This is a genomic window from Streptomyces sp. NPDC058291, assembly GCF_042880855.1.
Classification (GTDB): Bacteria; Actinomycetota; Actinomycetes; order Streptomycetales; family Streptomycetaceae; genus Streptomyces.
Genome location: NZ_JBHVYK010000024.1, coordinates 1 through 26,510, shown reverse-complemented (window position 1 = coordinate 26,510; position 26,510 = coordinate 1). Strand labels below are relative to the sequence as shown.

The 26,510-nt window shown below is 69.6% G+C and carries 28 protein-coding genes and 6 pseudogenes; 21 read left to right on the top strand and 13 right to left on the bottom strand.

What is annotated here, in order from left to right; translation table 11 throughout:
* The first annotated feature begins 284 nt into the window (after window positions 1-284).
* On the top strand, window positions 285-1,190 hold the full coding sequence (locus tag ACFVYK_RS15030) for an NADP-dependent oxidoreductase (RefSeq protein WP_389773349.1): 906 nt from the start codon (window positions 285-287) through the stop codon (window positions 1,188-1,190).
* A 409-nt stretch (window positions 1,191-1,599) separates the two neighbouring features.
* Here ACFVYK_RS15030 and ACFVYK_RS15025 read toward each other — a convergent pair whose 3' ends face one another.
* The gene (locus ACFVYK_RS15025; RefSeq protein WP_389773509.1) at window positions 1,600-1,884 is read right to left on the bottom strand and encodes a GlsB/YeaQ/YmgE family stress response membrane protein; all 285 of its coding nucleotides are present in this window, start codon (window positions 1,882-1,884) and stop codon (window positions 1,600-1,602) included.
* Between the two features lie 430 nt (window positions 1,885-2,314).
* Between ACFVYK_RS15025 and ACFVYK_RS15020 the strand changes: the two are divergent.
* Window positions 2,315-2,467 (top strand): annotated as a pseudogene (locus tag ACFVYK_RS15020) (transposase); the annotation flags it as partial.
* 149 nt (window positions 2,468-2,616) lie between these two features.
* Window positions 2,617-2,757 carry a hypothetical protein gene (locus tag ACFVYK_RS15015; RefSeq protein ID WP_389773521.1) on the top strand — a complete coding sequence of 47 codons (141 nt, stop codon included), beginning with the start codon at window positions 2,617-2,619 and terminating at the stop codon, window positions 2,755-2,757.
* Between the two features lie 79 nt (window positions 2,758-2,836).
* Here the strand turns inward: ACFVYK_RS15015 and ACFVYK_RS15010 are convergent, their stop codons facing one another.
* Window positions 2,837-4,087 (bottom strand): DUF418 domain-containing protein, encoded by a 1,251-nt coding sequence (locus ACFVYK_RS15010; RefSeq protein ID WP_389773346.1) that lies wholly within the window; start codon window positions 4,085-4,087, stop codon window positions 2,837-2,839.
* A 190-nt stretch (window positions 4,088-4,277) separates the two neighbouring features.
* Between ACFVYK_RS15010 and ACFVYK_RS15005 the strand changes: the two genes are divergently transcribed.
* The 5 genes and pseudogenes from ACFVYK_RS15005 to ACFVYK_RS14985 all read left to right on the top strand — a co-directional run bounded on the left by ACFVYK_RS15005 (window position 4,278) and on the right by ACFVYK_RS14985 (window position 7,006).
* Entirely contained in the window at window positions 4,278-4,949 is a 672-nt protein-coding gene (locus ACFVYK_RS15005) for a response regulator (RefSeq protein ID WP_389773344.1), read from the top strand.
* Window positions 4,946-6,064: a sensor histidine kinase gene (locus ACFVYK_RS15000; RefSeq protein WP_389773341.1), complete on the top strand. Its 1,119-nt coding sequence runs from the start codon at window positions 4,946-4,948 to the stop codon at window positions 6,062-6,064. Before ACFVYK_RS15005 ends, ACFVYK_RS15000 begins: the two co-directional genes overlap by 4 nt.
* A 126-nt stretch (window positions 6,065-6,190) precedes the next feature.
* Window positions 6,191-6,319 (top strand): annotated as a pseudogene (locus tag ACFVYK_RS14995) (transposase); the annotation flags it as partial.
* A gap of 49 nt (window positions 6,320-6,368) precedes the next feature.
* Window positions 6,369-6,701, top strand: a complete 333-nt coding sequence (locus ACFVYK_RS14990) for a transposase (RefSeq protein ID WP_389773338.1) — start codon at window positions 6,369-6,371, stop codon at window positions 6,699-6,701.
* Window positions 6,653-7,006, top strand: a complete 354-nt coding sequence (locus ACFVYK_RS14985; RefSeq protein WP_389773507.1) for a DUF6417 family protein — start codon at window positions 6,653-6,655, stop codon at window positions 7,004-7,006. The genes ACFVYK_RS14990 and ACFVYK_RS14985 overlap by 49 nt, the downstream gene beginning before the upstream one ends.
* Window positions 7,007-7,014: 8 nt before the next feature.
* On the opposite strand, the gene ACFVYK_RS14980 is transcribed toward ACFVYK_RS14985, so the two are convergent.
* A complete protein-coding gene (locus tag ACFVYK_RS14980) occupies window positions 7,015-7,512 on the bottom strand; it encodes a hypothetical protein (RefSeq protein ID WP_389773335.1) in 498 nt (165 codons plus the stop codon).
* 278 nt (window positions 7,513-7,790) lie between these two features.
* On the opposite strand from ACFVYK_RS14980, the pseudogene ACFVYK_RS14975 reads away from it, so the two are divergent.
* The 3 genes and pseudogenes from ACFVYK_RS14975 to ACFVYK_RS14965 all read left to right on the top strand — a co-directional run.
* Window positions 7,791-8,084 (top strand): annotated as a pseudogene (locus ACFVYK_RS14975) (amidohydrolase family protein); the annotation flags it as partial.
* A 294-nt stretch (window positions 8,085-8,378) separates the two neighbouring features.
* The gene (locus tag ACFVYK_RS14970) at window positions 8,379-8,687 is read left to right on the top strand and encodes a hypothetical protein (protein WP_389773332.1); all 309 of its coding nucleotides are present in this window, start codon (window positions 8,379-8,381) and stop codon (window positions 8,685-8,687) included.
* Window positions 8,618-9,172, top strand: coding sequence for an MFS transporter (locus tag ACFVYK_RS14965; protein ID WP_389773504.1), 555 nt, complete (start codon window positions 8,618-8,620; stop codon window positions 9,170-9,172). Before ACFVYK_RS14970 ends, ACFVYK_RS14965 begins: the two co-directional genes overlap by 70 nt.
* 159 nt (window positions 9,173-9,331) lie before the next feature.
* On the opposite strand, the gene ACFVYK_RS14960 is transcribed toward ACFVYK_RS14965, so the two are convergent.
* On the bottom strand, window positions 9,332-9,610 hold the full coding sequence (locus ACFVYK_RS14960) for a hypothetical protein (RefSeq protein WP_389773329.1): 279 nt from the start codon (window positions 9,608-9,610) through the stop codon (window positions 9,332-9,334).
* Between the two features lie 60 nt (window positions 9,611-9,670).
* Between ACFVYK_RS14960 and ACFVYK_RS14955 the strand changes: the two genes are divergently transcribed.
* From ACFVYK_RS14955 to ACFVYK_RS14945, 3 genes and pseudogenes are all read left to right on the top strand, one after another.
* Window positions 9,671-10,018 (top strand): YhgE/Pip domain-containing protein, encoded by a 348-nt coding sequence (locus ACFVYK_RS14955; RefSeq protein ID WP_389773326.1) that lies wholly within the window; start codon window positions 9,671-9,673, stop codon window positions 10,016-10,018.
* A 2-nt stretch (window positions 10,019-10,020) separates the two neighbouring features.
* Window positions 10,021-10,908, top strand: coding sequence for a DUF3533 domain-containing protein (locus ACFVYK_RS14950; protein ID WP_389773323.1), 888 nt, complete (start codon window positions 10,021-10,023; stop codon window positions 10,906-10,908).
* 247 nt (window positions 10,909-11,155) lie between these two features.
* Window positions 11,156-11,713: pseudogene (locus tag ACFVYK_RS14945) on the top strand (TetR/AcrR family transcriptional regulator).
* A gap of 370 nt (window positions 11,714-12,083) precedes the next feature.
* On the opposite strand, the gene ACFVYK_RS14940 reads toward ACFVYK_RS14945, so the two are convergent.
* On the bottom strand, window positions 12,084-12,863 hold the full coding sequence (locus ACFVYK_RS14940; protein WP_389773320.1) for a maleylpyruvate isomerase family mycothiol-dependent enzyme: 780 nt from the start codon (window positions 12,861-12,863) through the stop codon (window positions 12,084-12,086).
* Window positions 12,864-13,649: 786 nt separating this feature from the next.
* Here ACFVYK_RS14940 and ACFVYK_RS14935 point away from each other — a divergent pair.
* From ACFVYK_RS14935 to ACFVYK_RS14925, 3 genes and pseudogenes are all read left to right on the top strand, one after another.
* A pseudogene (locus ACFVYK_RS14935) lies at window positions 13,650-13,949 on the top strand (transposase); the annotation flags it as partial.
* Between the two features lie 539 nt (window positions 13,950-14,488).
* A pseudogene (locus tag ACFVYK_RS14930) lies at window positions 14,489-14,620 on the top strand (IS256 family transposase); the annotation flags it as partial.
* Between the two features lie 334 nt (window positions 14,621-14,954).
* Window positions 14,955-15,692: a class I SAM-dependent DNA methyltransferase gene (locus ACFVYK_RS14925; protein ID WP_389773317.1), complete on the top strand. Its 738-nt coding sequence runs from the start codon at window positions 14,955-14,957 to the stop codon at window positions 15,690-15,692.
* 352 nt (window positions 15,693-16,044) lie between these two features.
* On the opposite strand, the gene ACFVYK_RS14920 is transcribed toward ACFVYK_RS14925, so the two are convergent.
* The 4 genes from ACFVYK_RS14920 to ACFVYK_RS14905 all read right to left on the bottom strand — a co-directional run bounded on the left by ACFVYK_RS14920 (window position 16,045) and on the right by ACFVYK_RS14905 (window position 21,010).
* Window positions 16,045-16,536, bottom strand: coding sequence for a hypothetical protein (locus tag ACFVYK_RS14920; RefSeq protein WP_389773314.1), 492 nt, complete (start codon window positions 16,534-16,536; stop codon window positions 16,045-16,047).
* Window positions 16,537-17,029: 493 nt separating this feature from the next.
* On the bottom strand, window positions 17,030-18,136 hold the full coding sequence (locus ACFVYK_RS14915; protein ID WP_389773311.1) for an IS5 family transposase: 1,107 nt from the start codon (window positions 18,134-18,136) through the stop codon (window positions 17,030-17,032).
* A 391-nt stretch (window positions 18,137-18,527) separates the two neighbouring features.
* A complete protein-coding gene (locus ACFVYK_RS14910; RefSeq protein WP_389773308.1) occupies window positions 18,528-19,748 on the bottom strand; it encodes an alpha/beta hydrolase family protein in 1,221 nt (406 codons plus the stop codon).
* A gap of 575 nt (window positions 19,749-20,323) precedes the next feature.
* Window positions 20,324-21,010 (bottom strand): hypothetical protein, encoded by a 687-nt coding sequence (locus ACFVYK_RS14905; RefSeq protein WP_389773305.1) that lies wholly within the window; start codon window positions 21,008-21,010, stop codon window positions 20,324-20,326.
* 807 nt (window positions 21,011-21,817) lie between these two features.
* Here ACFVYK_RS14905 and ACFVYK_RS14900 point away from each other — a divergent pair.
* From ACFVYK_RS14900 to ACFVYK_RS14885, 4 genes are all read left to right on the top strand, one after another.
* Window positions 21,818-22,570 (top strand): NAD-dependent epimerase/dehydratase family protein, encoded by a 753-nt coding sequence (locus tag ACFVYK_RS14900; protein ID WP_389773302.1) that lies wholly within the window; start codon window positions 21,818-21,820, stop codon window positions 22,568-22,570.
* A 46-nt stretch (window positions 22,571-22,616) separates the two neighbouring features.
* A complete protein-coding gene (locus tag ACFVYK_RS14895) occupies window positions 22,617-22,766 on the top strand; it encodes a hypothetical protein (RefSeq protein WP_389773299.1) in 150 nt (49 codons plus the stop codon).
* Window positions 22,767-22,912: 146 nt separating this feature from the next.
* On the top strand, window positions 22,913-23,131 hold the full coding sequence (locus ACFVYK_RS14890) for a hypothetical protein (RefSeq protein WP_389773296.1): 219 nt from the start codon (window positions 22,913-22,915) through the stop codon (window positions 23,129-23,131).
* A gap of 402 nt (window positions 23,132-23,533) precedes the next feature.
* Entirely contained in the window at window positions 23,534-23,929 is a 396-nt protein-coding gene (locus tag ACFVYK_RS14885; RefSeq protein WP_389773294.1) for a DUF6207 family protein, read from the top strand.
* On the opposite strand, the gene ACFVYK_RS14880 is transcribed toward ACFVYK_RS14885, so the two are convergent.
* From ACFVYK_RS14880 to ACFVYK_RS14865, 4 genes are all read right to left on the bottom strand, one after another.
* Window positions 23,852-24,382 (bottom strand): transposase, encoded by a 531-nt coding sequence (locus ACFVYK_RS14880; RefSeq protein WP_389773502.1) that lies wholly within the window; start codon window positions 24,380-24,382, stop codon window positions 23,852-23,854. The two genes, ACFVYK_RS14885 and ACFVYK_RS14880, sit on opposite strands and share 78 nt — an antisense overlap.
* Complete coding sequence (locus ACFVYK_RS14875) at window positions 24,379-24,918, bottom strand: transposase (RefSeq protein ID WP_389773291.1); 540 nt, start codon at window positions 24,916-24,918, stop codon at window positions 24,379-24,381. Before ACFVYK_RS14875 ends, ACFVYK_RS14880 begins: the two co-directional genes overlap by 4 nt.
* A 204-nt stretch (window positions 24,919-25,122) precedes the next feature.
* The gene (locus ACFVYK_RS14870; RefSeq protein ID WP_356564354.1) at window positions 25,123-25,347 is read right to left on the bottom strand and encodes a hypothetical protein; all 225 of its coding nucleotides are present in this window, start codon (window positions 25,345-25,347) and stop codon (window positions 25,123-25,125) included.
* A 604-nt stretch (window positions 25,348-25,951) separates the two neighbouring features.
* A complete protein-coding gene (locus tag ACFVYK_RS14865) occupies window positions 25,952-26,209 on the bottom strand; it encodes a hypothetical protein (RefSeq protein ID WP_389773288.1) in 258 nt (85 codons plus the stop codon).
* Between the last annotated feature and the right edge of the window lie 301 nt (window positions 26,210-26,510).

Sequence of the window (26,510 nt, the reverse complement as noted above, 5' to 3'; positions counted from 1 at the left end):
GGCGTTCACGCGGTTCACGTACGCACGGCAGCCTCGCGTCGTGCCGGGATCGCCGAGCCCGCCCGAGGGCACATGGGTGTCGCCCGTGACGGGTGGCGTGATCCCTCGCAGCGGCGCAGGCCCCCACGCTCACCCCCGCCCGCTCGGCAACCTCACCCATCCGCGCCTGCCCTCCTCCGGCCGGGCGGCAGTTGCGGCTTGCACCTCACGTCAACGTCAGGTTCTAGAGTGACGAGCGTCGGATGAACACGTCCTTCCGGCCCGTCAAAGTAAGGCAGACCATAATGCGCGCAGCCCGGTTCCACGAATACGGCGGAGCGGAGACCCTGGTGATCGAGCAGGCCCCCGATCCCCACCCCGGACCCGGTGAGATCCGTGTCCGCGTCGCGGCGGCCAGCGTCAATCCCATCGACTGGAAGCTGCGCTCCGGCGCCCTGCACCAGCTGATTCCCCTGGACCTGCCCGACATTCCCGGGCGCGACGGCGCCGGTGTGGTCGACGAGATCGGCGACGGGGTGCAGGGGGTGAGCATCGGCGACCGGGTCTTCGGGCTGGGCGGCGTCACCGGCGCGACCGCGGAGCTGCTCATCCTCTCGGCCTGGGCGCACACCCCCGCCACGTGGAACGACGAGCAGGCCGCTGGTGCCGGTCTCGCGTCCGTGACCGCGATGGGTGGACTGAACGCGCTCGGCTCCCTCGCGGGGCGCACCCTTCTCGTCGAGGGCGCCGCCGGAGGCGTGGGCAGCGCGGCGGTCGAGATCGCGGTAGCGCAAGGTGCCACTGTGATCGGGACAGCCAGTGAACGCAACCACGAGTTCCTCACCTCTCTCGGCGCCGTTCCCACCACCTACGGCCCCGGCCTCGCACAGCGCCTCACCACCCTCGCTCCGCACGGCGTCGACATCGTGCTCGACACCGCGGCCTCCGGCTCCTTGGACGACCTCGTCGCGATCGCGGGCGACCCGAAGCGCGTCGCGACGGTCGCCGACCACGCGGGCGGGCAGCGCCTGGGCGCCCATGTGGTCAACGCGGAGAACGATTCCACTCTCCTGTCCGCGGCGGCGGAACTGGGCGGGCAAGGCCGCTACACACCCCGTATCGAACAGGCCTACCCCCTGGAGCGGATCGCCGACGCCCACGCGCACGCCGAGCGCGGACGCACCCGAGGAAAGATCGTGATCTGTATCTGAACAGGCCCACGAGGTAGGTAACTCGCAACGTACGGGCCTGCGTAGTGAGCGTGCCCTCGAACGGTACCGGCGAGCGGGCGGTCCGAAGGCACCTCGGCCACCCGCAGTCCCGGAATTCCGCTGTCCGCGTCGCCCAGCACCGGAAAACCGGCCTGCTCCAGGCAAGAACTCACCCGCGAGACGAGCTCAGCCGGGGCATATGACACAGCTATCGCCTGCCCACGAGGAGCAGCCCCATCATGCCACCGGGCTGCGCAGGTGCCTGTTCGGACGGCGGCCGGACGCGGTTGGCCCCCGGACGTCGGTAACCGGCGGGTGGATCGCCGGGTGGCCTGCCCGTACACGCTGACGGCTCCCGTCCCGCGAACAGGGAAGGGAGCCGTCCAGGTGGGCCGGGGGCGTTGTGCCGTCAGCGGGTCGCGTGGCGGTGCGAGTGCCGGTTGCCGGTGACGAGGCGGTAGAGGGCGAGCAGGATGACGGAGCCGGCGATCGCGGCGATCCAGGTGGAGAGGTCGAAGAACCCGTCGATGGAGTCGACGCCGAAGACGACCTTGCCGAGCCAGCCGCCGAGCAGACCGCCGACGATGCCGATGAGCATGGTGATGATGATGCCGCCCGGGTCCTTGCCCGGCATCAAGGCCTTGGCGATGGCGCCGGCGAGCAGGCCGATAAGGATCCACGCGATGATGCCCATGGTGCCTCTCCGCTTCGTCATGTACAGGCTGTGTCAGTTCATCGTCTGCACCGATCGCGCCCGAACAAACCTCTCCTCCGAACCCGGCCGCACCAGCTCCTGACACGAGAGGAGCGGGTTGGGACCTACTCCGCGGCAGGGCGCTGATCCGATCGTCTGTCGACACCGGCGGGCCCGGCGCCGTCCAGGACGAACAGAACGCGGGCAAGAGAGGGCAGCGCCGCCACTCCTCCCGGCCAGCTTGGCGGCCAGGCGTTTCGGGACGCATCGTGGCCCGGTCGACTCACGAAGCGACACTCCCCGAACCAGGCCCAAAACCCCTCCGGCCATCGGGCAACTGGACACGCGGATCGAGGAGGCGAGGGCCCCCTTTCGTCCCGCGCTCGACCTCCTCGACACCGTCCCCGGGATCAACCGGGCCGTCGCCGAGGTGATCATCGCGGAGACCGGCGGCGACATGAACCGTTTCGCCTCCGCCAAGCACCTCGCCTCCTGGGCCGGGGTCTGCCCCGGCCACCACGAGTCCGCCTGCCGCACCAAGAACACCAAGGTCCGCCCCGGCAACCCGTATCTCAGGGGCGCCCTCGGCCTGGCTGCCGTCGGCGCTGCCAGGACCAAGGACACCTATCTGCAGGCCCGCTACAAACGGCTGCGCAGGTCGCAGCCGCACGCCGCGGACCGCTCAAAGCCCTGGTCGCCATCGAGCACTCGATCATCACCGCGATCTGGCACATGCTCACCGGCCACGTCTCCTACCAGGACCTCGGCGGCACCTACTTCGCCCAGCGCGACCCCGAACGCGCCACCCGCCGCACGGTCACCGCCCTCAACCAGCTCGGCTACACCGTCACCCTCAACCTGAGGGGACGATGATCGAGGCCGCTCGTTGGTGGTCGGCCACTACGGAATCGCGCTTCTTGTGGTTCGCGAGGTCGCGCTCCCTCGATCCGTCTCATTGAACGCGCCGGGCGATCCCGGTCGCCCGGCCCATCAGCCATTCGAGCGGCCCCCGCTGGAAGAAGCGGGACCAGAGGGTGGCGAGGACGGTGACGGACGCGATGAACCCGAGCAGGACGTACAAGGGCGAGGCGGTCTGGCCTTCGGTGTTCAGGAGCCAGATAGCGACGATGTGGTAGACGTACGCCGTCAGAGACATCGAGCCGACCGCGATGACGGGCTTGGCCAGGCGATGCAGCCTGGGGAAGGCGTCCATGACGGCCAGGCACGCGGTGATCACCAGGATCGCCACACCGGTGGCGGCCACGATGGACAGGGTCGCCTCGCTGTGCGGGGCGGAGGCCAGCATCCCGGCGGGGGTGTCGCCGAAGATGCCGATGCTGTCGGGCGATACAGACGGCATGGACGATCCGGACGGCATGGACGGTATGGACGGCATGGACGGCATGGATGACATGCCCGATCCTTGTTCGGCTTTCCGGACGGCCTCGGCGGCGCCGGGTACGAGACGCACCGCCAGCCAGGAGCCGCCGTAGCCGGTGACGGCGAGGGCGACGCCGGTGAGAGCCAGGCGTATCCGGACCGCCGTGGCGGCCAGGTCGCAGCGGGCGACAGCCATACCGGCGATGACGAACGGAACCCAGGTCAGGGCCGGATAGCCGCCGGTGAACAAAAGCGAGAGGGGGCCGTCGGCCTGGCCGTAGGAGAGGAATACGCGGCCGCCGACCACCGGCTTCAGCGCGTAGAGCAGTTGCGGGCCCACCACGGCCCAGCCCACCGCGATCAGCGCCAGCGGCTTGGCGCCCAGCCGGTACAACGGCAGAACGAGCAGGAAGAACAGTCCGTAGAAGGCGAGGATCGGCACGACCGGGGTGCCGGTCATGGTCAGGACGGTGCCGAGGGCCAGAAGGATCACGGCCCGGATGATTACCTTGGCGACGGCCTGGCGGCCGGCCAACCCGGTCTTCGGTGTGCGGCGCCCGGTGATCAAAGCGACCGCGAAGCCGGCCAGGACGGCGAACAGGGCGGAGGAGCGGCCTTGCGCCAGCTCCATCAGGTAGCCGATGACACCGTCCTGGCCCGGGGCGGGGCCCACATGGACCGCGTACATGCCGAAGACGGCCAGACCCCGGGCCAGGTCCAGCCCAACCAGCCGGCCCTCGCCGGCCGCGCCCGGCGAGGGCTCACCGCGCTCGCGTTCAGAGGACGGTGCGTCAGCCGGCGGGAAGTCTGCGTGCTGAGTCATGGCTCTCAGGCTGGAGACCGGACGAGCCGCGGAGTATCCGGCAGAAGGCTGCCGTGCCCCTGCCGACCGGAGGGCGATACCCCGCCGGGTGGCTGGAGCTGCCACTCGAGACCCTGCAGGTGCGCTCCGGGGCTTTAGGGTCGAGGCGGTATGAGCCGGGTGGTAGGGACGAAGGTGAGGCGGAGCGCACGTGATCCGGGTAGTGGTGGTGGACGACGAGGCCCTGGTCCGGTCGGGGTTCGGGCTCATCCTGGGCGCGTCCGAGGACATCGAGGTCGTCGCGACCGCGAGCGGCGGCGACGCCGTGGCGACTGTCCGCCGGGAGCGGCCCGACGTGGTCTTGCTGGACATCCGGATGCCGGACGTCGACGGGCTCACCGTCCTGCGCGAGCTGCGGACGATGCCTGATGCTCCGGTGGTGGCCATGCTGACCACGTTCGACGCCGACGAATACATCCTGACCGCGCTGCACTCCGGCGCTGCCGGTTTCCTGCTCAAGGACACCGAGCCGGAACAGCTCGCCCACCTGGTGCGCACCCTGGCCGCGGGCGGCGTGGTGCTGTCCGCCAAGGCGTCGCGGACCCTGCTGCACAGCCACCCCCGCACCGAGGCCGCCGTCGACGAGGAGGCGGCCCGCGTCCGGCTGCTCACCGCCCGCGAGCGCGATGTCCTCGTCCTGGTGGCGGAGGGCCTGTCGAACGCAGACATCGGGGTGCGCATCCACCTGAGTGCCGGCACGGTGAAGGACCACGTCAGCGCGATCCTCACCAAGCTTCGCGTGACCAGCCGGGTGCAGGCCGCGCTGCTGGCGCAGCGGGCCGGGCTGCTCGATGCGCGCCCGCAGCCCGAGGCCACACGATGAATCGCGCACGCGTCCTGTGGGAGCGAGTGCCCGCGCCGGTCGTCGACATCGTCCTGGTGGCGGTGGCCGCCCTGGACCTATTGCCGATCCTGTGGGACGACACGCGTCCCGGCGTCGCGCCGGCCGCGCTCGGCTGCGCCGCGCTGGCCTTCCGGCGCAGGTTCCCGCTCGGCGTCTTCCTGCTCACCCTGCCCATCGCGCTGACGCAGACGATCGCCCTCGCCCCGCTCGTGGCGCTGTTCACCCTGGCCGAACGCTCCCGCAACCGTCCTCTCCTCGCGGGATGCGTCGCCCTGGCCGCAGTCGCGGGCAGTATTCCGTGGCCCCTGGCCAGTTTCGCCGAGGTCGGCCGGACCATGACGCTGATCGACTTCGTGTACAGCGTGGCCACCGCCGCGGCCCCGGTCCTCTTCGGACAGCTCCTCCGGGCGCACCGGGACTTGACGCGGCGACTGACCGAGATCGAGGAGGCCAGGGAGCACGAGCGGGCCCTGCATGCCCAGGCCGTGCTCGCCCGCGAACGCGCCCAGCTGGCCCGCGAGATGCACGACGTGGTCTCCCACCAGGTCAGCCTGATCGCCGTACAGGCCGGAGCCATGCAGGTCGCCGCCCAGGACCCGAACGCCAAAGAGGCCGCCCGCACGATCCGTTCCCTGAGCGTCACCACACTCGACGAACTGCGCACCATGGTCACGCTGCTGCGCGCCTCCGGCGGCAACGCCACCGAGCTGACGCCTCAGCCCACCCTGGCCGACCTGCACAAACTTGTGGAATCCAGCGGCACTCACGCACAGCTGAAAGGTGAACTCCCGCCCACCGTAGGCACACCGGCCCAACGGGCCCTCTACCGCACGGTCCAGGAAGCGCTGACCAACGTCCGCAAGCACGCCCCCGGCGCCACCGCCCGCGTCGAACTGTGGCAGGACGGCGACACCGTCGGCGTGACCGTCGCCAACACCCCGCCCACACGTCCCTCTCTGTCCCTCCCCGGTTCACAGCACGGTCTGGTCGGCCTGCGGGAACGGGCCGACATCCTGCACGGCACCCTGGAGGCGGGCCCGACCGTGGAGGGCGGCTACCGGGTGCGGCTGCGGATCCCCCTCAGCGCGGACTGAGACCGACCAGGACCTCATGCTGTCCGTCGGCCTGCGCCGGCTCACGAGACCCGCTCGGCTCCTACTGAGGCTTTCGGGTTGTCGTCGGGGAGTGACGGTTCATGATCCCTGCGGTATGCCGGTGGCATGCGTTATCCGGGGGGTGGGGGCCTGACCGCTGAGCGTCGGGCGTTTCGGGAGAAGATCCGGCTCCAGGCCGGTGAGAGGTTCGGGGCGGGCGAGAAGACCGCGGTGATCGCGAAGGACCTGCGGGTGAGCGTGCGGTCGGTGGAACGCCGGCGCCGGGCCTGGCGCGAGGGCGGCAGTGCGGCCCTGCGTTCTGCGGGCCCGGCCAACTCCCCGACCGTCACTGCTGCTCGGTCTCAACACCCACCTGGCGTCCGGGCTGAAACAGTACGAGGCCGAGCACGACTGGCTCACCACCGTCCGCCTCCCGCCGTACGCACCCGAACTGAAGCCCGTCGAGGCCCTCTGGTCACTGGCACGCCGGGCCATGGCCAACACCGCCTCCGACACACCCGACGACCTCGACCGTGTCCTTCGCCGGGAGTTACGCAGGATCCAGCTCCGGCCCACCCTGATCGACGGCTGCCTCACCGCCACCGGCCTGACCCTCGCACCACCGACCCCACCCTGAAAACCTCAGTGACAACGCCGCCGGCGGAGGGGCTCGCTGAACGGGTCCGCACGGCCGTCCACGATCGCGGTGCGGGCCGGTGGCGGCTGATGCTGACACAGGAGCAGATGGAGTCGGTGGCCTACGGGTTCTGGCTCCACCGGCTGACGGGCTCCGCAGCCGAGGCCAACCGCTTCCACCGCGACTACGGCGTCCTCCACTCGCCTGCGGCCGGCACCGCTGCGGGTCCGGCTCGAACCTCGCAGACCGGGGTCGCGCCGACGTCGCCATCGTCTTCTGCCGCGGGCGCGGTCAGTCCCGGCTGACCGGCGGCTCACGCGCTGCGAGCTGCCGCCCCGGCGTCCTCTTCGACTGACGGACGATCATTTGCCGTCGGGCCAGCTCGCCAGGACGTCGCCGCCGTCCTCGTCGGTGAGGGTGACCCTGCACCGGCACGGCTGCCGTACTCGCCGATCCAGGCGAGGTACTTCCGCTCTGCGGTCGCGCGCTCCTGCCACCAGCCCTCCGTGGCAGGGCGCTCCTCGAGGAGCAGGGTCACTTCGTAGCGGCCTTCCGTGGGAGTGCCTGCCTCCCACGTGAGCCGGATCCCGGCGATCATGCAGGCCCGGCACCGATCGTGCCAGCGCGGCCCGTACCCGGCCGGGCGGACGACGCGTGTCGCGACGGCGAGCGCCCGGCAGGACGAGCAGCGGCGCCGGTCGGCCGAATAGATATCGATACGCGGCCATGAATCGGCGCGCGTCGGCCGCTCAGGGGCCCGCTCCAGGGCGGCGGGGTCGACGCGGAGGAACGCGAGGGCGTCGTCGTCCATGCCGTCCTTCTGCTGGTCGCGCCCTCCTCGTAGTGCCGGGTGGTCACCCTACTCTCTAGAATCGAACACATGCACGACCCTGCGCCTTCCCCCTCGACATGCTGCGGTTCCTCGAACGCGTCCAGGAGGGTGACCTCCAGCGCACCCGGGCGTGGATCTTTCTGCGCACCGAGAGCAGTCATCGTTGCAGCTTGCATACGTGCGAACTGTGAGTCGATGCGTAGATGGACTGGATGGTCCTCCCGGGCTCCGGTTGCCAACCGTGGCTTTCAGCGCTCTTCGCCACTCTCCAGGGCGCCCGCACCAACGGGCTGGCCGGCATCACCGGCTCGCTCACCCCGGGCAGGAAGGCCGACCTGCTGGTGATCCAGGCCGAAGACTTGAACAACATGCCGCTCAACGATGCCGTCGGCACCCTCGTGCTGGGCTCGGATGCCCGCAACATCAGCGCCGTCCTCATCAACGGCGAACCTCGCAAATGGAACGGCCAGGTCCTCGACGTCGACCTGCCTGCTCTGCGTGCCGAGGTCCACGCCTCCCGCGAGTACGTGCTCAACACCCCCGCGGCCTGAGCACCACCCCATCGAAGACCTGGGCACCTCCTCCGGGCCGCAGGGAGGCGGTCCGCCGCCTCACCCGGCCCGAAGAGCGAGGGGGGGACGCGCCCACGCTCCGCAGGAGAGAGCACGCGTCCCGACATCAGGGCCTCACCCCAGCACCACCGACGAAACCGAAAGCAGATACCGACATGACCACCACACCCTGGACGGCGCCGCGCCGCGACGACGAGGTCCTATGCGCCCTGCGTGACCCGGAAGGGCGCCCACTGCTGCTGACCGGGCACAGTCATCACCGGTAATCCGCTGTTGGGTGACTGGCAGGAAGCCGACGTTCTGATCGGCGGCTCCGTGATCGTCGGGATCGGCCCCGGCCTGCTGACCGCGGCAGGTGACGACAACATGATCGTCATCGACTGCGCAGGCACCCTCGTCCTGCCCGCCGCCACCGACTTCACCACGCCGCACACCAGCGCCACCCTCACCCCCGGCCAAGCCGCCGACATCGCCGTCCTGCGCCTGGCCGACACCCCGTCGCTCCCCGGCACCTGGCCAAAGTCGGTGCACCGCTCACGCCCCCTGACTGGGCCCCCGCCACTGCGGCGATCGCGCTGCTGACCGCGCTCGGCGTCCTGGTCGTCGGCCAGATGTACACCGTCCTTGTCCTGGCCCCTATCCACCCCATGGCCACCTTGCTGGATGCCACGACCGGACAGGTCACCTGGACCGCGTCGTCGTTCGGGTTCGCCTACGCCGCCGGCTTTCTCGTCGCCGGTCCGCTGACGGACCGGTACGGAGTGCAAGCGGTGATGGCCACCGGGCTGGTGGCGGCAACGGTCGCGACCGCCGCGGTCAGCACGGCCCCTGACCTGGGCCATTGCGCTCCGCGTCGACCAGGGACTGACAGCTGCGGCGTTCGCGCCCGCCGCGTTCTCCTACACTGCCCACCATCTCGCACCTCAGCGGCGCTCGATCGCCCTCACCTGTGTAACCAGCCGCATGCTCGGCGCCGCCGTCCTCATGCGGATCGCAGCCCCGGCCGTCGCGGCCGGGCCCGGATGGCGCCCGGGTGTTCCTCATCAGCGCCGCCCTCATGGCTCTGAGCCTGCTGCCCGTACGCCGCACCCTGCGCCCCACACCGCGCCAGGACACGGGCGGGGCCTGCTCCGAGCTTTCACCGCGATGCCACGGCCGCTGCGGCGGGGCCGGCTGGTCGCCCGTTACGCGGCCACCGTGACCCTGATGGGCGCATTCGTCGCTGTCTACACGGCGGTGGCCGTCGCCGGACCGCCCGGCATCGCCGGGCACCCCACCGCGACCTCATCCTGCGGGCCAGCGCCCTGCCCGCACTGGTGGCCATGCCGCTGCTCGCGCCCCTCGGCCGGAAACCGATCGGTTTCCCCAGGGGAGGCGGCCGAGACCGTGATCCACGGTTGGCTTCGGGTGCCGAAGGCGTTTTTGAGTCTGCAGATTCCCGGTCCGGCGATGGTGCCGTCCAGGGGTTTCGCGCGCAGCATGCGGAAGGGATGAATTCCGTTCATGACTTACTCCGGCCTGGACAACACAGCTACATCGGGAGAAGACCGTGGATCGCCAGCGGTGTGATCACCGGCGTTCTCGCGCTGCTGTTCGCCGTGCTGTACGTCGGCGCCAACATCGACCCGGCCGGCCACATGAAGAACCTGCCCGTCGGCCTGGTCAACGCCGACAAGGGCGCTGCCGCCGACGGCAAGCAGGTCAACCTGGGGGCCCAGATCACCGACTCGATCAAGAAGTCCACCGCAGGAGGGGACAAGATCGAATGGAAGGTGATGGACGAGAGGGAGGTGAAGGAGGAACTCGGCAAGGGCAAGCTGTGCGGTGCGCTCGTCGTGCCCGCCGACTTCACGTCCTCGGTCGCCGCCCTGACCGGCACCACGGCCGCCGAAACCCGGTCCGCCCGGCGCTGACGGTGCTGACGAACCAGTCCGCCGGCAGCCTGGGTTCCAGTCTGGCGCGGGTCGCGACGACGCAGGCCGCCGAGAGCGCCTCGCTCCACATTGGCCAGGAACTGACCGCCCAGATCAGGCCCGCGCAGAAGAAGCTGCCCGCCGCGGCCCGCGTCCTGCTCGCCGATCCGGCTGCCGTCACGGTGAAGGACGGCCATCCCCTCGACTCGCACAGCGGCCTGGGCCTCACCGCGTTCTACTACGCGCTCGCCCTCGCGGTCGTCGGCATGCTCTCCGCCAACGTCATCAGCGGCCAGGTGGACCACACCCTCGGCTACCCTCACAACGACCTGGGCCCGCTGCGCATGCACCGCCCGCTGATCCGGGCGACCCGGGTCCAGACCCTCGCCATCAGCAGCACCCTCATGGCGGCCCTGTCGCTGCTGATGGGCACCCTGGTCATGGTCGGGGCGGTCGGCATCATGGGTATGGACGCCTCGCACCTGCCGCTGCTGTGGCTGTACTCGGTGTGCGCCGTCGCAATCTCCGGGATCGGCGCGCTCACCCTCCTCGCGGTGTTCGGCACCCCCGGCATGCTGGTGGCCACGCTGGTTTTCATCGGGATGGCGGTGCCGACGGCCAACGCCACCACGCCGATCCAGGCCCTGCCCGGCTTCTACCGCTTCCTCGCGGAGTTCGAGCCCCTGCGGCAGATCGCCGGCGGCGTCCGCTCGATCCTCTACTACGGCGCGCAGGGCGACGCGGGCCTGACCCGGGGCTGGGTCATGATGGCCGTCGGCCTCGTGGCGGCCGCGCTGTTCGGCTTCGGCGTGCTGGGGTGGTACGACCGCAAGGGGCTGCACCGCATCCCTGCCGAGACGGACCCCGAGAAGAACGCCACCCCGGTGTAGCGGAATTCCTTCCGCATCTCCCAGGACGGGGCCGTTGAGCGGAGTGACCCCGTGTGTGCCGCCCCCGTGGGGACGAGGGGCGTGCACACCGTCAGGGCTCGGCAACGGTTTTTCTCCCCCGAGACCGTCGCCGAGCCTCTGAGCGGACTTCAGTGCCTGGACGGCGCCGGTCGGCTCCCCGCATCGCTGAAAACCGATCGGTTTCGATTCGCCTGTTTCGAGTTAACCTCACGACAGGACCTCCGAAGTGAAGTCAACTTCCAGAGAGCGCCTGCTGGAGGCGGCGGCCACGCTCACCTACCAGGACGGCGTCAATATCGGCGTCGACGCGCTGTGCAAGGCGGCGGGTGTGTCGAAGCGCTCCATGTACCAGCTGTTCCACAGCAAGGACGACCTGCTGGCAGCAAGCCTGGAGGAGCGCACTGCCCCCTTCGTGGCCACTCTCCTGCCCCCGGCGGACGACGGCCGCTCCCCCGCGAGCGGATCCTGCACGTCTTCGAGCAACTGGAGTCGCAGGGAGGGCGCGCCCGCCTTCCGAGGCTGCCGGTACCCGGCTGTGCAGATCGAGCTCAAGGACCAGAGTCACCCTGCGAGCCAGGTGGCACACCGGATCAAGGCGAAACTGACCGCCTTCTTCCGCACCGAGGCCGAGCGTGGCGGCGCGAGCGACCCCGATCTGCTGGCCCGGCAGCTGATCCTGGTCTTCGATGGCGCCCGCGCCCGCGCCGGGATCGGAGCCGACACCATGACCGGACTCATCGCCCCCACGGTGGTCACCCTGCTGGATGCGGCAGGCGTGCGCTGACGCCTCGTCCGTCCGGAAGGCTTCCTGGCCCTCTGGCTATTTCCCCCGACGGGGAAGTCCAATGGCGGTGAGCGTGTTGCCGAGCATGCCGCAGGCGAAGAAGCGTGCAGTCCGGTCGGCATCGGCGCCCAGCGCCAGGTGCACGGTTTTCCCAGATCCTCATCCAGCCCGCCCGGATGGCCTCGCCGATCAGGTCGTCGCCCTGTGTCCCGACGGCCGCCACGACGCCTATCCCTGCATCTGCATGAGAAGCGTTGCGGGGTGCGTCGAGATCAGCCACGGGTAAGCGTTCGCCATTGCTCGAAGGGCTGGCGGGCTCGTGTCCTCATTGTTGTCAAAGAGGCCGTCCGGCGGCAGTCTGCTCGCTCGTCTATGGCGCTGTGAAGAGCATCGGGAAGCGCAGGCCCAGCCACGGTTTGCGGCCCCAGGCGACGACCTTGGCGCGGGCCATGGCGGTGGGGGCGGTCCAGCGGCCCAGGGCGAGGAGGAGGAAGGCGACGGGGTCGATGGCGATCGTGCAGTCGGGCCGCCGGGGCGGGGTGCCGGTGACCGTGGGCACGCCGTCGGCGAAGGTGACGGCGAAGCGGTCGCGGCCGATCCGCAGCAGATAGCACGCATGGTGGCCGGCCGCGCCGGCGTTCACTGCACGCGGCATGGCCAGTCGCATGAAGGGCAGTGTGAAGGCGACCACTTCCCGGTTGACCATGTGGGGCCCGCGCAGCGCGACCGCGATGTCGTATCCGTGCCCGAGCAGGTGCGTGAGCAGGTACGAGCCCAGGGCGGCCTGGTTCATCGGCCCCATCGGCGTCAGCACCGCCTCCCGCGGACTGCGGCCGGCCGCGGCCGCGGCCGCGACGAAGGCTCGGGCGGTATCCGCGATCTCCGCGCCGAGGACCGCAGGATCCCGCTGCGGGAAGACGGCCAGAGCCGCACGGTTGGCCGCCGCGAGGCCGCTCGGCGTCCCATCGCCGTAAGGGCGGTCCTCGCCCGCTCCGATGTCCGCCATCAGCTTCCCCGCCAGCGCGAGGTGAGCCGCCGCCTCCCCCACCGTCCACTCCGCGCCCGGCAGCGGCGTGTGTGGGTCGGCCCCCGCCTGGAGCAGCTCCGCGATCCGGTCGGCAGTGGCGACAATGGCATCCTCGAGTGTCATGAACGCGATCGTGTCCGCGCTCGGATCTGCTGTCCAGTGCCTTACCGGCCCCGCTCTCCGCCTGTACACAGCTTCCTGGGCGCGAAGGGCGCCTTGGCCGATGCGATCATGCGGGAGTTCGGTCACGGTGCACCGGTCCGGGCGATCGCCCGGACCGTTGGGCGAACCGCCGCACCCGCCCCTGCCGACCAGCAACAAGACGTTGCCCAGCAGGTGGCTGCGCTGGACACCGTACATGCCGAGCCTGGGTGCCCAGAGGTGGTTCTCGACGTCCCAGGAGTCCTTGGGTGGCGAGTCGGGGGGAAAACGGGGGCCCGGCTCCAGCCCGAATGTGCGGTCGCCTGCTCGGTGAGCCGAAGGGCGGGGACGGACCTGCCGCAGCCGAACCCGCGATGGTCACGGCGACATCGTGGGCGGAATCGTCGTTCTGCTCCTCCTGATTCGGGAGGAGTTCCTCCGTGCCACGCGCTTCCTCATGGAGGACGGGTGCGGTCTGGCGAAGTCGGACGAGACGTCGGTCAATCGGCGAGCCGGTCCCCGCAGGCAGGCTCACCGCGTCCCACCCTCACTGTCAGTCGAGGCTCGTGGTGGACCCGGACGGCGACCAGTGGGGCGTGTCGATCGGCGAGTCCTCCAGGTCGCAGTCGAGGAGACCATGACCGACACCCCAACTCCGACCGATCAGACCCGCTCCGCGCGCAGCGCACGGTCGTCGACGGCATCCGTGTCGTGACCGTTCACGGCGAGATCGACTACGCCCTCCAGGACGTCCTCAGCCAGGCCCTGATCCGCTCCCGCCGCGGCCCACGCCGACGCAAGCCCGCCAAGCTGCACGCCGACAAGGGCTACGACTACGACCACCTGCGTCGATGGCTGCGCAAGCGCGGTATCACGCACCGCATCGCACGCAAGGGCATCGAATCCTCCACACGGCTGGGCCGCCACCGCTGGACGATCGAGCGCACCATGGCCTGGCTCGCCGGCTGCCGTCGGCTCCACCGCCGCTACGAACGCAAAGCCGAACACTTCCTGGCCTCCGCCGCCATCGCCTGCACCCTCATTTGCTACCGCCGGCTCACCAAATGAGACGACCTCTTACTGAGGCTTTCATCCGACACGATCCAAGGCCGCGACTGTCGTTTCCCCACGACCAGACCAACGACCACCGAAGCCGAAAAGCACATGATCAACAGCTTCTGTTGGCCTCGGGCTTTCACGAGGGTGGGGCTGTCCAGGTCTTGATCAAACAAAAGGAGAGCGCTGCTGACCTGCAACGATGGGACTTGTCGAGGGTCCTGTCAGCTGCAGGGAAAGGAGCACTCTCCAGGTGAAGAAGCGTAGCGGGTCGTACCCGCGTGTCCGGGTCGAGGGCGGCGGTCGGGCCGTGGTCTCGCAGGCGGGTTCGGTCCTGCTGGTCGTCGATCTTGGTCGCGTTGACGAGCCGATGCAGGGGTGCCTTCGCCCGTAGACGGACTTGCCCGGCCAGGAGGGGAAGATGCGCTCGGGGCGGTTGAGGACGTCGTAGATGTGCAGGGCGCTCTCGTTGACCGCGGAATCCGCCTGGCTCATGACGAGCTCGACCCGGGCTCCGGTGAAGACGGTGCCCTGGTACTGGCCGGCGAACTGGCAGCCCGGTCGCGGCCCTGGCGATGGTGTTCAAGCTCGTCGAGTCCGCCCAGGTCCGCTGGCGCGCGATCACCGCACCTCACCTCGTCGCCCTCGTCCGCATCGGCGCACTCATCGCCTGCGGCCACCTGGCGCCCGCGGAGAACTCGGCTGGGAGGGCGGGCGTCACGATCACCGGCGGGCAGACAGAGAGGACCTGGCGCGACAGCGCCACATACCGCGCAAAATCCGTTTGTCTCCTCAAGGACACGAACGGCTTCTTCTCACCACTCAGTCCACAGGTCTTGACGATTACTCCATGATCTCCGAGGTGGTTGGATCACTCCGGGACTGCCGATCCGGGATGCGGGGTGGGTCGGCCGAAGCCGTGGGAAGGCGGCGACGAGTTGTGGGCGGTGCGCGCGGCGCAGCGGAGAACGTAAATGCGTCGACAGCGCCCCTCGGTATCCGGCAAGGTGGCCGTCCGTGACCAGCAGCGAACTGTGGACCCGTGCGACCGCCGACCGCTACGACGCCGAGGAGACCGACGCCTCCTCGGCTGCCGTTCTCGGACCGACTCTCGCCTTCCTTGCCGATCTCGCCGGAGACGGCCGGGCACTGGAGTTCGCCATCGGAACCGGACGAGTGGGGGTCCCGCTCAGGGAACGCGGCGTGCCGGTAGTGGGCATCGAACTGTCCAAGCACATGGCAGCGGTGCTGCGGCGCAAGATCGACGAGGACACGCTCCCAGTAGTCATCGGGGACATGGCTACCACCGCCGTTCCCGGTGAGTTCACCCTGGTCTATCTCGTCTACAACACCATCACGAACCTGCTCACTCAGGACGAGCAGGTCGAGTGCTTCCGCAACGCCGCACGGCATCTGGAGCCCGGCGGCCGATTCGTCATCGAGCTGGGTGTGCCGCCGCTGCGGTTCCTGCCGCCCGGCCAGGTCGCAGTGCCGTTCGATGTCTCCGAGCAGCATCTCGGCTTCGACACCTTCGACCTGGTCGAGCAGATTCTCGTCTCGCACCACTTCACCCGCGGCGGCGACGGCCGCTACCGCCGCGGCAACTCCCGACACCGGTACGCCTGGCCGGCAGAGCTCGACCTGATGGCACGGATCGCCGGACTCGAGCTGGAACGTCGCGTCGCGGACTGGGACGAGGCTCCGTTCACCCAGGACTCCGCGAAGCACATCTCCGTATGGCGCAAGCCAACCTGAGGTCGGCCACCGGGCTGTCAATGAGGCTTTTCCCACCTCACCGTGAGACGACGAGGTTGGATCAGCCTCAGGGCATGCGGAAAGTCGTGCCGGCTCAAGCCGCGTTCATCGCCTCGTCGCTCCTTACCAGCTCCCGTGCTGGTGATAGAGGCGGTTCCAGTCTTCGCCGGTGGCATCATCGGGTACTGCTACGAGCATCGACTTCGCTTCGTTGCACACGCGCTCGGCCTGAGCCGCGGTCAAGCGCCGGCAGTTCGAAAGCAGCCCCGCGGTGCCCATGTTCCGGCGGTCCGCCGACCCCGACCCCCGTCCGGACCCGCGCGCGCCGCCGGCGGCCTGCGCTTGCGGCCGATCAGGGGCAGGACGCGGTTCCCTGGTCGAGGACGTGCGCGTCGGCGTTGTCCCCGACCTTCACCCAGAGTGCCGACTTGCCCCGCCGGTCGTAGGTGCGGGTGAAGTCGGTCTGCCCGGTGCGGACGAACTTCACCTTGTAGCACCAGCCGGCGTCGACACGGAAGGTGTCCCAGTCCTGGTTGTACGGCGTGTGGCCGCCTCGCGCCGTGAGGTTCTGGGTCTTCTGAGCCGCCCCGTCGGACGCGCACTTCGGCTGGCTGGCCGTCGAGTCGCCCGTGCTGTCGCCGCCCCGGCACCAGTTGAAGTAGGCCGTGACCCCGTACGCGCTGTCGTTCACCGTCGTCGAACACATGCCGAGGGTGCACCCCGTGCCCGCTTGGGCGGTCGGCGCCCCGCCCATGACGGCGGCGCAGCCCAGCGCCGCGACGATGATGATCGACCTGACCCGTCCAGTGCCGATCCGCTTGGCGATCGTGTCCTTCTGCTGCATGTCCACGCCCTCCCTGACCGGCGGCGACCACTTGAGAGCGACCGTCCGCGCTTGATGACGCCAAAGCTGGACCATCGACCTTGTGAAAACCTTGCGGTGCCGATCGGGTGCTTCAGGCTGCGACGGCTTCGCCACATCGGTTGCCGCTGTCATGTCAGTTCCATGTCTGGGCGGTCGCAGCGAAGAGATCGGGATCGCTGTGCAGGGGGATGACACACGTGACGACAACCGGCAGGACATCGAGTGACGGGGGCCTTGGAAGCCGTTGCTTTCCGATAGTGATGGGTGCGTTTCCGCTGCTCAGGCGTAGTGTCGGTGCCTCGGTGGCAGAGACGCGGTGTCGTGTCGTGTCGTCTCTTCGGCGGAGGTGCCGGATGCCGTCGGTGATGGGGCTGCTGGAGGAGCGTGAGCGTGTTGCTCGGCAGCGGGTGGAGGTCCTTCAGGCTGAGCTGCAGGAGGCGGAAGCCGCGTGGGAGCGGTCTGTGATCGCCCGTCAGACGGTGGCGGAAGTCCTGGCAGAACCTCCTGCAGGCGAGGAGGCGCCGTCGGCCGAGGTGGCCGGTGAACGGCCTGCGCGGGTCGCTTCGGCCGTGCCCGGATCGGTGGTTCTCGCCTGGAGGGAAGGGCTCGCCCCCGACTCGCTGGCGCCGGACTGCCAGCGGCTTGTGGAGGTCCTGGCGGGGAGCGGGCAGGAGATGGACTGTCGGCAGCTCGCGGCGGCCTTGGATCTGGAGGTGGTCGCGGCGAAGGTGGAGGGAGTGCGGTCGAAGGTGAAGCACCTGGTCGTGCGGGGCTGGCCGGCCGAGGAACGCCCGGGGATGTTCAGCGTGTTCGCCGGACGAGTCGGCGGCTCATGACCATGCACATCGACCACCGGATCACCGCCTCGGAGGTGTCGGTGCGGGTCTCGTAGTCGCGGGCCAGGCAGCGTGAGTGCATCAGCCATGCGAATGTCCGTTCCACCAGCCTCTCGGCAGCACCACGAAGCCGTGGTGTCGTCGGTGCGTCTGACCACCGTCAGCGCGATCCGCAGGACATCGCGGGCGAGGTCGACCAGGCGTCCGGTGCAGCCGCCGTCGACCCACACCAGCGAGATGCGCCAGTGTCGCTCACGCAGCCGCTCCAGCAGCGTCCGGCCGGCCTCGCGGTCGGTGACGGATGCGGCGGTGACCATCACGGCCAGCAGCAGCCCGAGGGCGTCCACGACGATGTGCCTCTTGCGGCCGTTCACCTTCTTCCCGCTGTCGAACCCCCGGCTGGCAGTCGGCACCGACGCGGCCCCTTTCACCGACTGCGCGTCGATGATCCCGGCGGTCGGCTCCGGATCCCGGCCCTCTGCCTCGCGGACCCGATCACGCAACCGGTCGTGGAACTCCGCGACCAGGACCTTGTCCCGCCAGCGCCGGAAGAACGCGTAGACGCGGTCCCATGCGGGGAAGTCGGCGGGCACCGCCCTCCAGGCGATGCCGCCCGCGACCAGGTAACGCAGGGCGTCGACCAGCTGCCGGTGGCAGTAGCCCTCCTGCTGCCCGCCGCGGCCTTCCAGCCAGGCGGGTACGGGCATCGCGTCGCGCACGACCGCCCATTCCGCGTCGGTCATGTCCGAGGGGTACCTCGGACGCCTGTGCGGCCGATCCCCGGCGTTCCCGAACCGGTGAGCGAGACAATCACACGACAGGGGCGCGGCGTTGGACGGCAACGTCACGGAGACGGAAGACTGCGGCACCAGGGGCCTCCTGTTGCTCGGCTGGATTCGACACCCACGAGCTGTGCGGGAGGCCCGCTTTCATCCCCTGCCGACCGGGAGATCACCCGACCGAGTCGGCAGACTCGAACGCACGATCACCAAGATCGATAGAGCAACGGCTAGTCAGATGTCGTACAAGTTGTCCCACGGCGCGCGGAACCCGAGGCGTTCGGGTAGAACTCGGCCCAGTCGTCCTGCTCCCTCAGGCGCCTGTGACCGGGCCGCGGCGCCATGGCCCGGGGTCTCAGGGGAGGAACGTCACGGCGGGGAAGGCCGGGGACGGCCGGTCGAGCAGGTGTCCCCGGCGGTGGCGGAGGTGTTCGTCGAAGAAGGCGAGCGGGTACGCCTGCTGGATCTTCACCGCCTGGTCGGGATCGAGGGTGCCGATCACGCCCTGGAGTTGCTGTCGGCTCCATCCGAACAGCTTCGCCACCTGGGGGAACAGCGCCTCGTTGTCGCCGTACGAAATATGGACGGCGCCCTGGGCCTGGATGTTCAGCCGCCAGCCCCGCAGATGCGACCAGAACGCGGCGGCCTCGGCATCCGTGGCCCGGGTGTACTCGGCGGACATCATCATGAACGGCCGGTCCAGGTCACCGGCGAGCGGCGGGTTCATCTGCATCGGACCGTCGAGGCTCAGACCGGCCCGGATGCGGTCGTCCGAGAGCGTGGCGCAGGCGGTGGCTGTCCCGCCCTTGGACCAGCCGAACGCGCCCATGCGCCGCGGGTCGAGGGAGCCGAGCAGCCCGGCCGGCAGCTCCCGCTGGTCGACGTCCGGATTGCACCCGGCGGCGAGCTGCTCGACGCAGTCGAGGACGAAGCGCAGGTCGGCGGCGAAGTCCCCGGGCAGCGTCGGTGTTTTCCGGTCGTAGAGCGGGACGGCGACCCGGCCGTCGGGGAACTCGGTGTATGTGTCGTACTGGTGAGCCACCGTCACAACCGCGTAACCGTGGCTGGCGAGCTCCTGGACCATGACGGTGTGGTCGCCCTGGTGGCTGTGTGCGCCGTGCGAGAAGACGACGACGGGCAGCCGTCGGCCCGACCGCCGCACCGGAGCGCCCACGTGGCCGGCAGTGAGCGGCGCCAGGGGGACCAGGTCGCTGAACCCGGCGTCGGTGAGGAACGCCTGAAGGGCGCCGGCCGGCATCCAGGGCGCCACCGGGTAGTGCTCGACGTCGCGGGCGGGGTACCAGACGGTGGCCATCAGCTCCCGGAAGTGCCCGGGGCCCGCGATGTCGTCCGGGCGTGACCGGTCGACGAGGTGCAGGGGGACCGTGCCTACCGGGTGCGGCCCGTTGGGCACGGGCAGCGTGAGCCGCTCCGGGGCGGGGGCGGGCCTGTCCGGGTCCGCCCACGCGGGGCTTGCGATGGCGGCGAGCGGCACGGCGGCCCCGGCGGCCAGCGCGGCTCCCAGCATGCGGCGGCGTGTCAGGCTCCTGTGGGCGGTGAACGGCGAGACGGCCATGGGACCTCCGTGTCACGGATCGTCAATCGTGCCGCGACGGCCGGTCCGTGGGCACAACGGAACGCTGTCACATGCCCCTCCCGTACGGCATCGACCCACGGGTTTACATCCTGGGGCTGATGCGATCGACAGTGCCGTCCTCCGGGTGCCGGGCCAGCAGCCATCTCTACGCACCACAGCAGATCTAGCAGCGCCGACCGGGCCAGAAGCGGCCCGGCGCGGGCCGCCCAAGGGCGGAGGAGTCTCTCTGGCCCCGCCCGAAACGGCCAGTAACGCCCGTGCCTCGCCCGAGGCGACGAGCGAATCGGACGAGATCATCTGAGAGTGGGGCCAGATCGACTGGAGTAATCGTCGATACCTGTGGATCGGTGGCTTCTCAGCTTCCAGATGATCGGAGCCGGGTGAGTCCGTCGATTGCTGCAAGCTCGGTGTTCAGGAGCTGATCTCCGGCTGGTGCGGTGACGTGAGGAGAACGGACACGTCGGGGTCCACACCGAACCGGAAGGCCCTCACCCGTTCAAGATCCCTCAGCCGAGACCTGGCTCACCCGTCCACAACCTCCCGAGACAGAACAATTAGCCCTGGGCAACCCGCCGCCATCCGGCCGCGAAAGCCCACTTGCTGTCCGGGTGGTACGAACGCGGACCGCGCACCTTGGCCTTGTACTGCGGCTCCTCGGTCACCTTCCAGTCACCGTCCTCCCACTTGACGATCAAGTAGGTCGTCTCACCCTTCAGCGACTTGTTGTCGGCACCCTCTTCGCCACTGGGGACGAGGCGGTCGTAGAACATCCAAACGGCTATGATGTCGCCGCTGTCGTCAAGGCTGCGGGAGAGAAGCGCCTTCACGACGGCTTTCCCATCCCTCGGCACCGCGATCAGAAGCGGCTCTCCGACCGTTCCGCTCGCACCTCTGTCAATCGTTTCGGGAGAGTCCTCGGAAGTGACCGCGGTCCACTGTTCGCGCGCGATCACTTCATCCCTCAGGTCGAAGTCCTGCCAGTAGGAGACCGCAGCGGATTCCGCGCCGAGCCCAGAGTGCTCGAACCCGGTCCCGATGCCCTTGGCGTTCGACTTCGGCTTGAGCAGTGAGACAGGTCGGGCGGTCGCTGGCGTGTACTCCTGCCCCTGGCCCGGTGGTTCAGAGCTCTTGTCACCATCCGACCTCGAGGACGGCTTCGCGTTCGTCTGAGGTTGGGTGTTCCCGTCGATGATCGGCGTGAAGGCGAGAATGCCACCAACAGCGAGTGCGGCCCCGGCCACAAACCCGATCGCCAGGAGCCGTAACCGGTGCTTGCGTGCTGCGCTGTCGTTGGAGTCTGGATCAGGCCGCGTGTTGGGCCCGCGGTCAGTGGCCGCTTGGTGGCGCATCGTTTCTCCGCATCTCAAATCGCCGAGGGCTGCAAGGCACACCAACTTTAGGCACGTCTGCCACATGCCGCGTCAGCATCATGGAGCGGCCGGCATTTCGCTGTCTGCTCACGGCGCACCATTAGGTCCACGCCTGGTCCACACGCACTGATCCACACCGCGGCAGAGCCAGATCAAGGTGAGGCAGCCCCACGCGGAAGGGGTGCCTCTCAGGAGCGATGTGACGGATCGTGATGGATCGGCACGCCGAAGGCGGGGTGTCATGCTCTGGCCTGGTGAGGGAAGCAGGGCCCTGGAGGGGTCTTCTTGGTCCTTCACAACGGATAAAGGCGGGCGTGTGGAAGTAGGCGTGACACTCTTCCGCGGGAGCGTGACAGTTACGCTCTGTCAACGTGACACCGGGTGCGGGGCCGGCGGAACGCGCCCGTTGGAGGCGGGTGTCCTCCTCTGACATCGGACCTGGACCGTCTGCCGTCGAAGTTGGACGACTGAACCGTTCACGACATCGAAGTTGGATCGTCGGCGGCGCTCCCGGAGGTCCCCGTGTCTCGCACAAGAGGTCCCTGGAGTTCCGCGGGTTCCCACCGCCTTGCTGAGTGGATCAACGGGAGCGAAGATGCCCGGACTATCGAAATCAGGGGAGACGCAGTGATTCTGGGAACGGTGGCAGTAACGGGAGCGGCGGGGACCATCGGTTCCATGGTGCGGGAGGCGCTGCGGGGCACTGCGGAGCGGTTGATCCTGCTCGACCGCGTGCCGCTCCGCCCAGAGGCCGAGAACGAGGAGGTGCACACCGTGGACCTGCGGGACGCCGCCGCTGTGGAGTCGGCCTTGGCGGGAGCCGACCGCGTGCTGCACCTGGGCGGCGTGCCCGACGAGGCGCCCCTCCCTGATCTGCTCGAGACCAATGTGCTCGGCACGCACCATGTCCTGGAGGGTGCGCGGCGCACGGGAATCGAGCGGGTGGTGCTGGCCAGCAGCAATCGTGTCACCGGCTTCTACCCTGCCGCGCACCTCACCAGCCCCCAGGAGCCGGTACGCCCCGACGGCCTCTACGGGGTGAGCAAAGCCGCCGTCGAAGCGCTCGGACAGCTGTATGCCGACAAGTTCAACCTGTCCGTCGTCTGCCTGCGCATCGGCAGCTTCGAGCATCTGCCTACCGAGCCCCGGCACCTGGCGACCTGGTTGAGCCCGCGAGACGCTGTCGGCTACCTGCGGGCCGCCCTGGTCGCACCGCCCTCTATCCGCTTCACCACGGCATACGCCGTTTCCAACAACACCCGCCGTTTCTGGGCACTCCCCGACCCGGCGGAACTGGCCTACACCCCCGTCGACAACGCCGAACTCCATGCCGCAGGCATTCCCGAGGCGGACTCCCCGACCGACCCGGCCGCGCCTCAGGCCGGCCCCTACGCCCTACCGCAATTCACCCTCAAGCACCTTCGGCCATGACGCCCATATCCACCACAGGACGGCTTGGAAGGCCGGGGACCTGTCCGTGTGCGGCCACTGCCACGCCGCCGACGTCGCCCGCAAGGAAGCCGCCGACGAAGCCGCCCGCCACCAGGCCGCCACGCCACTGGAACAGGAGCACGACCACGACCAGGAACCGGGCAAGCTCCGCGGTCTGTTCCGCCGCCGGCCCTGACTCTCCCGGGTACGCCACGGGTCCCGGGGTTGAGCCTCCCCCTGGGGCCCGCCGCGACTGCGGCGTCACGCGCCCTGCGACCGCCGGCAACGCCCCCGGATCGGAGCAGGGGGAACGATGCCGCGAACCTGACGTACACCAGACTCATGAAGACCCAAGAAGCGTTCTGCGTGCGATGTGGCAGCGCAGACACCCGAGTTACCCGCCTCGACCAGACCAGCGCGGAAGGCACCTGCTTCCGCTGCGACAAGCCCTTCCACGCCACACCGTGCCACGGCTGCGGAGGCTTCCGCATCGCCGGTTCCTTCGGCGTCTCCGGCACGCGATTCGAGAACCTCCCCGAGAGCGTGAAGTGCTGGGACTGAGGTCACCGCAACCCGCTGCGCGACCCCGGCCCGGAGTAGGCAGCCGCCGGCGCGCTCATTGCCCCCGTTGGCTGTAGGTGTCGTCGTAGGGACGCTCACCGTGGCGGTTCAGCCCCTCGTCGTCCACCAGCTCGATAGCAGCTGCTGCGCCGCCGGGCTGCGACCAGGACCACCCGGGCCCGGCCGGACCGGGACTACGCCGAACTGGTCGGCGGGCCGCTGGACGGCCTGCTGCTCGACATCACCGGTTGGAGGCCGGAGGAGATCGACGACGATGTCTCCCTCGCCACGGAACTCGGGCAGTTCGGCCCCGGAGGCTGGGCGCTGTACGACCCGCGCCCCGGCAACCCGGCCCGCTGGGACTGGGGCTGCGACAGCCTTTGACCACCTGCACTCGGTCGGGTGAAGACACCGCTGCTGCGGAACCCGCTCGGCAGGCCAGGCGTAGTGCCGTACACGGACCCCATCAACGAGGCGCACGTGAGCGAGCAGGACCTGGTCGTCGTCGACGTCGCGGCCGCCGACGACGCGACCGCGCTCTCCTTCCAGCAGATGCTCGCCGGATGGTGGGCAACGGCGACAGCGGAGCGGACGACGCGGGACGCCGGCGAGCCCGGCGTACGGCTGCGCTGCCTGGACTTGCGCCAAAAGCTCCCTGCGGCCGCCGTGGTTGGCCGCCGGGAAACTACTGAGATTGAACTCGTGATGCCGCATGGTTGCTCAGGTGGGCCGGATGGTCAGACCGGTCTCGGCGAGGCAGCCGTCTGTGAGATCGCTGCGGAACTGCATGTGCCGTAAGCCGCGTCGGATGCGCTGGACGAGGTGTTCAGGGGTGCTGAAGGCGACGTTGGAGAGCCAGCCGCGCCGCAGGAGTGACCAGATCCCTTCGACGGGGTTGAGGTCGGGTGCGTAGGGCGGCAGGTAGTAGATGGTCAGCCAGTCGCGATCCTCGGCGAACTTTCGCAGGTCGGCGGCCGCGTGGACGTTGAGGTTGTCCCAGACGAGCACGGTCGGGCCGCCGAGCTGCTGGTGTGCGGCGATCAGCAAATCCCGGGTGTCGCGCCGGGAGAAGCTCTTGCGGCCGTCGCGGCGGCCGTCGTCCCGTCGCGGCCGGTAGATCAGCCGGGAACGATGGCTGGGCTTGTAGCAGGTCAGGGCGGCAATGGACACCCGTCTGCGGGAGCGGCCGCGGACCCGCACCACCGGGGTCCGGCCGCGCTGTGACCAGGTCTTCGCCCGCGGCGGCGTCATGGAGAAGCCGGCTTCGTCCTCGAAGACGAGCCAGGCTCCACGGGCCGCCGCGAGCCTTCCGCGCAGGGCCAAACCTCCTTCACCCACCCGGCCACCGCTTCGTCGTCCCGCTCCATGGCGCGTCGGGCCGGAACCTGGCAGGACCAGCCGTTGCGTACCAGCAGTTTTGGCACGCCCTGGATGGTGTAGGTCAGGTGGAAGCGCCGGCCGATCACCGTCTTGATCCGCGCGAGCGTCCATCGCTGGTCCTCCCAGCCGTGCGCGGCCGGCCCCTTGGCCAGCTCCGCCTCCAGCTGCGCGAACTGCTTCTGGCTCAGCCTCGGCAGCGACGCCGGCCCCTGTGACCGCAGAGCCCGAGGACCGCCTTCGTCCCACATCTGCCGCCAACGCTGCACGGAGCGGACGCTGACCCGCAGGTCCTTGCCGATCACCGAGCTCGCCTCGCCCTGGGCGAACCTCTCGGCCGCCTTCAGCCGTAACTCCTCGCGGAACTGCTGCCGTTCGGCGGTCAGCCCACCCCCTTGTGGATACCGCATGCCCCGGTGATACCGCAGGGACGACGAGCCGTCAGCCCCTACGACATCATGAGTTCAACCTCAGTAGGCCGCCCGACCAGTTGCGGGCACACTCCGTACTCTGCATCTGATCGAATACCTGCTGGCACCGGACGCCGTGGCGGTGCTCCGCTTGGCGTCCCGCAGACCGATGCCACACCGGAACCCGGGTCGGCCGTGTACGGGTCAGTTCTGCCTCTTCCGCCGCCACCTCGCGCCGGCCTCTCGGGCCCGGTCGTTCCAGTGGTCCCGCACCCATCCCCAAAACAGCGCCACCGGCGCTGCGACCAGGGCGACCAGTAGCGATTTGTCCCAGGCCATGCCGCCGCGCCCGTACCGGAACATCAACACGAGCAGCGCATAGACGCCGACGCCGAGTAAGAGAGCCTTCACCGGTTTCGAGAGATACATGCGGTGCGGATACCCCGGTGTCCACCGATTGATCCGGCGCATCCTTCGCAACTGTCTTGCCTTTCTTGTCCCGAGTCCCGTCTGTGGCAGGGGCGGGGAGTGCGTCCTCGTCTCTGCCCTGCACTCCGCACTGGCAGGTCAGCTCCGAGTCCACCCCACGCCGCTGCCGTTCGGCACGCCCGACAACGCCCCCAGCTGCAGCCCGCGCCAGCACTGACCTCCGGTCGCTGCACCTGGACCTCGCCCCGCTGCGTCACGCGCGACCCCGGGAGAGGACCGGACAGGCCGCCGGCCACCATCCCGCGCCCCGCCGAGGCATCCGCGCCGCGGGGCGCACTGCTTGTTGCCCACCGGCGGCGGATGCGCCGGACGTCTGGAGGAGATCACTCGTGGTCATTCCCCGCCCGCCGCCGGATCGGCTGGCCCCGCCCGCAGCGCCCCGGGTCCCGTTATCCGCACCGCCCCGCCGGTGCCCGGCGTCTGGGGACAGTGATGTCAGGTCCTCGACCGAACCGCCGCCTGGAGCAAGCAGCACGGACGCGTGGCCGGCAGGCCTGCCCGAGTACGACCAGGGAGCCTGCCCGGAGCATCTGGTCACGCGCCGTCAGCTGCTGGACCGGGGCCTGTGCCCCGGCCGGGCGCCGGTCGTCGCGAACCACACCGTCCACGGCGGGCAGGGGATGGTCGCGCCACTGCGGGCCGCCTGCAGGTTGACCAAGCGCCACTCGTTGGAGGCCACGCCGTGGTCGGCGTGCTGCAGCGTTGCGTGCGGGTTGTCTCCGAAGTCGTCGCCCGGAGCGGCGGACAGACGACGAGTCACGTCCTGGTCGACGTCGTTGCCTGCCGCCCGCAGCGCCGCCATGTGGCGGCGACGTCCTCAACACAGACAAGAGTCTGCGCGCCGCTGTGGGTCGAACCCGCCGACCCCGGCCACAAAGCACGACGAGCCACGCCACCCGCAGCCCCTGAATCCGCTGTCGCGATGACCACACTGTCCGCGAGACAACGCGAGGGGCCCCCCCCCCCACCGCCGCGGGGGCCCGCCTGCCGCCGGCCGCACAGCAGGGGGGGGGGGGCGGGGGGGCCGGGGGGGGCGGGGGCCCGGGGTGGGGGGCCGCCGCGGTCCGCGGGGAGGCCGCCGCCGTCGAGGGCACCGCGGTGTT

Coding starts and splice junctions, on each gene's coding strand:
- ACFVYK_RS15030 (WP_389773349.1), top strand. CDS start 285: ATGCGCGCAGCCCGGTTCCACGAATACGGCGGAGCGGAGACCCTGGTG.
- ACFVYK_RS15025 (WP_389773509.1), bottom strand. CDS start 1,884: ATGGGCATCATCGCGTGGATCCTTATCGGCCTGCTCGCCGGCGCCATC.
- ACFVYK_RS15015 (WP_389773521.1), top strand. CDS start 2,617: ATGCTCACCGGCCACGTCTCCTACCAGGACCTCGGCGGCACCTACTTC.
- ACFVYK_RS15010 (WP_389773346.1), bottom strand. CDS start 4,087: ATGACTCAGCACGCAGACTTCCCGCCGGCTGACGCACCGTCCTCTGAA.
- ACFVYK_RS15000 (WP_389773341.1), top strand. CDS start 4,946: ATGAATCGCGCACGCGTCCTGTGGGAGCGAGTGCCCGCGCCGGTCGTC.
- ACFVYK_RS14980 (WP_389773335.1), bottom strand. CDS start 7,512: ATGGACGACGACGCCCTCGCGTTCCTCCGCGTCGACCCCGCCGCCCTG.
- ACFVYK_RS14960 (WP_389773329.1), bottom strand. CDS start 9,610: ATGAACGGAATTCATCCCTTCCGCATGCTGCGCGCGAAACCCCTGGAC.
- ACFVYK_RS14940 (WP_389773320.1), bottom strand. CDS start 12,863: ATGACACTCGAGGATGCCATTGTCGCCACTGCCGACCGGATCGCGGAG.
- ACFVYK_RS14920 (WP_389773314.1), bottom strand. CDS start 16,536: ATGCAGCAGAAGGACACGATCGCCAAGCGGATCGGCACTGGACGGGTC.
- ACFVYK_RS14915 (WP_389773311.1), bottom strand. CDS start 18,136: ATGACCGACGCGGAATGGGCGGTCGTGCGCGACGCGATGCCCGTACCC.
- ACFVYK_RS14910 (WP_389773308.1), bottom strand. CDS start 19,748: ATGGCCGTCTCGCCGTTCACCGCCCACAGGAGCCTGACACGCCGCCGC.
- ACFVYK_RS14900 (WP_389773302.1), top strand. CDS start 21,818: ATGGTGCGGGAGGCGCTGCGGGGCACTGCGGAGCGGTTGATCCTGCTC.
- ACFVYK_RS14890 (WP_389773296.1), top strand. CDS start 22,913: ATGAAGACCCAAGAAGCGTTCTGCGTGCGATGTGGCAGCGCAGACACC.
- ACFVYK_RS14880 (WP_389773502.1), bottom strand. CDS start 24,382: ATGACGCCGCCGCGGGCGAAGACCTGGTCACAGCGCGGCCGGACCCCG.
- ACFVYK_RS14875 (WP_389773291.1), bottom strand. CDS start 24,918: ATGCGGTATCCACAAGGGGGTGGGCTGACCGCCGAACGGCAGCAGTTC.
- ACFVYK_RS14870 (WP_356564354.1), bottom strand. CDS start 25,347: ATGTATCTCTCGAAACCGGTGAAGGCTCTCTTACTCGGCGTCGGCGTC.
- ACFVYK_RS14865 (WP_389773288.1), bottom strand. CDS start 26,209: ATGGCGGCGCTGCGGGCGGCAGGCAACGACGTCGACCAGGACGTGACT.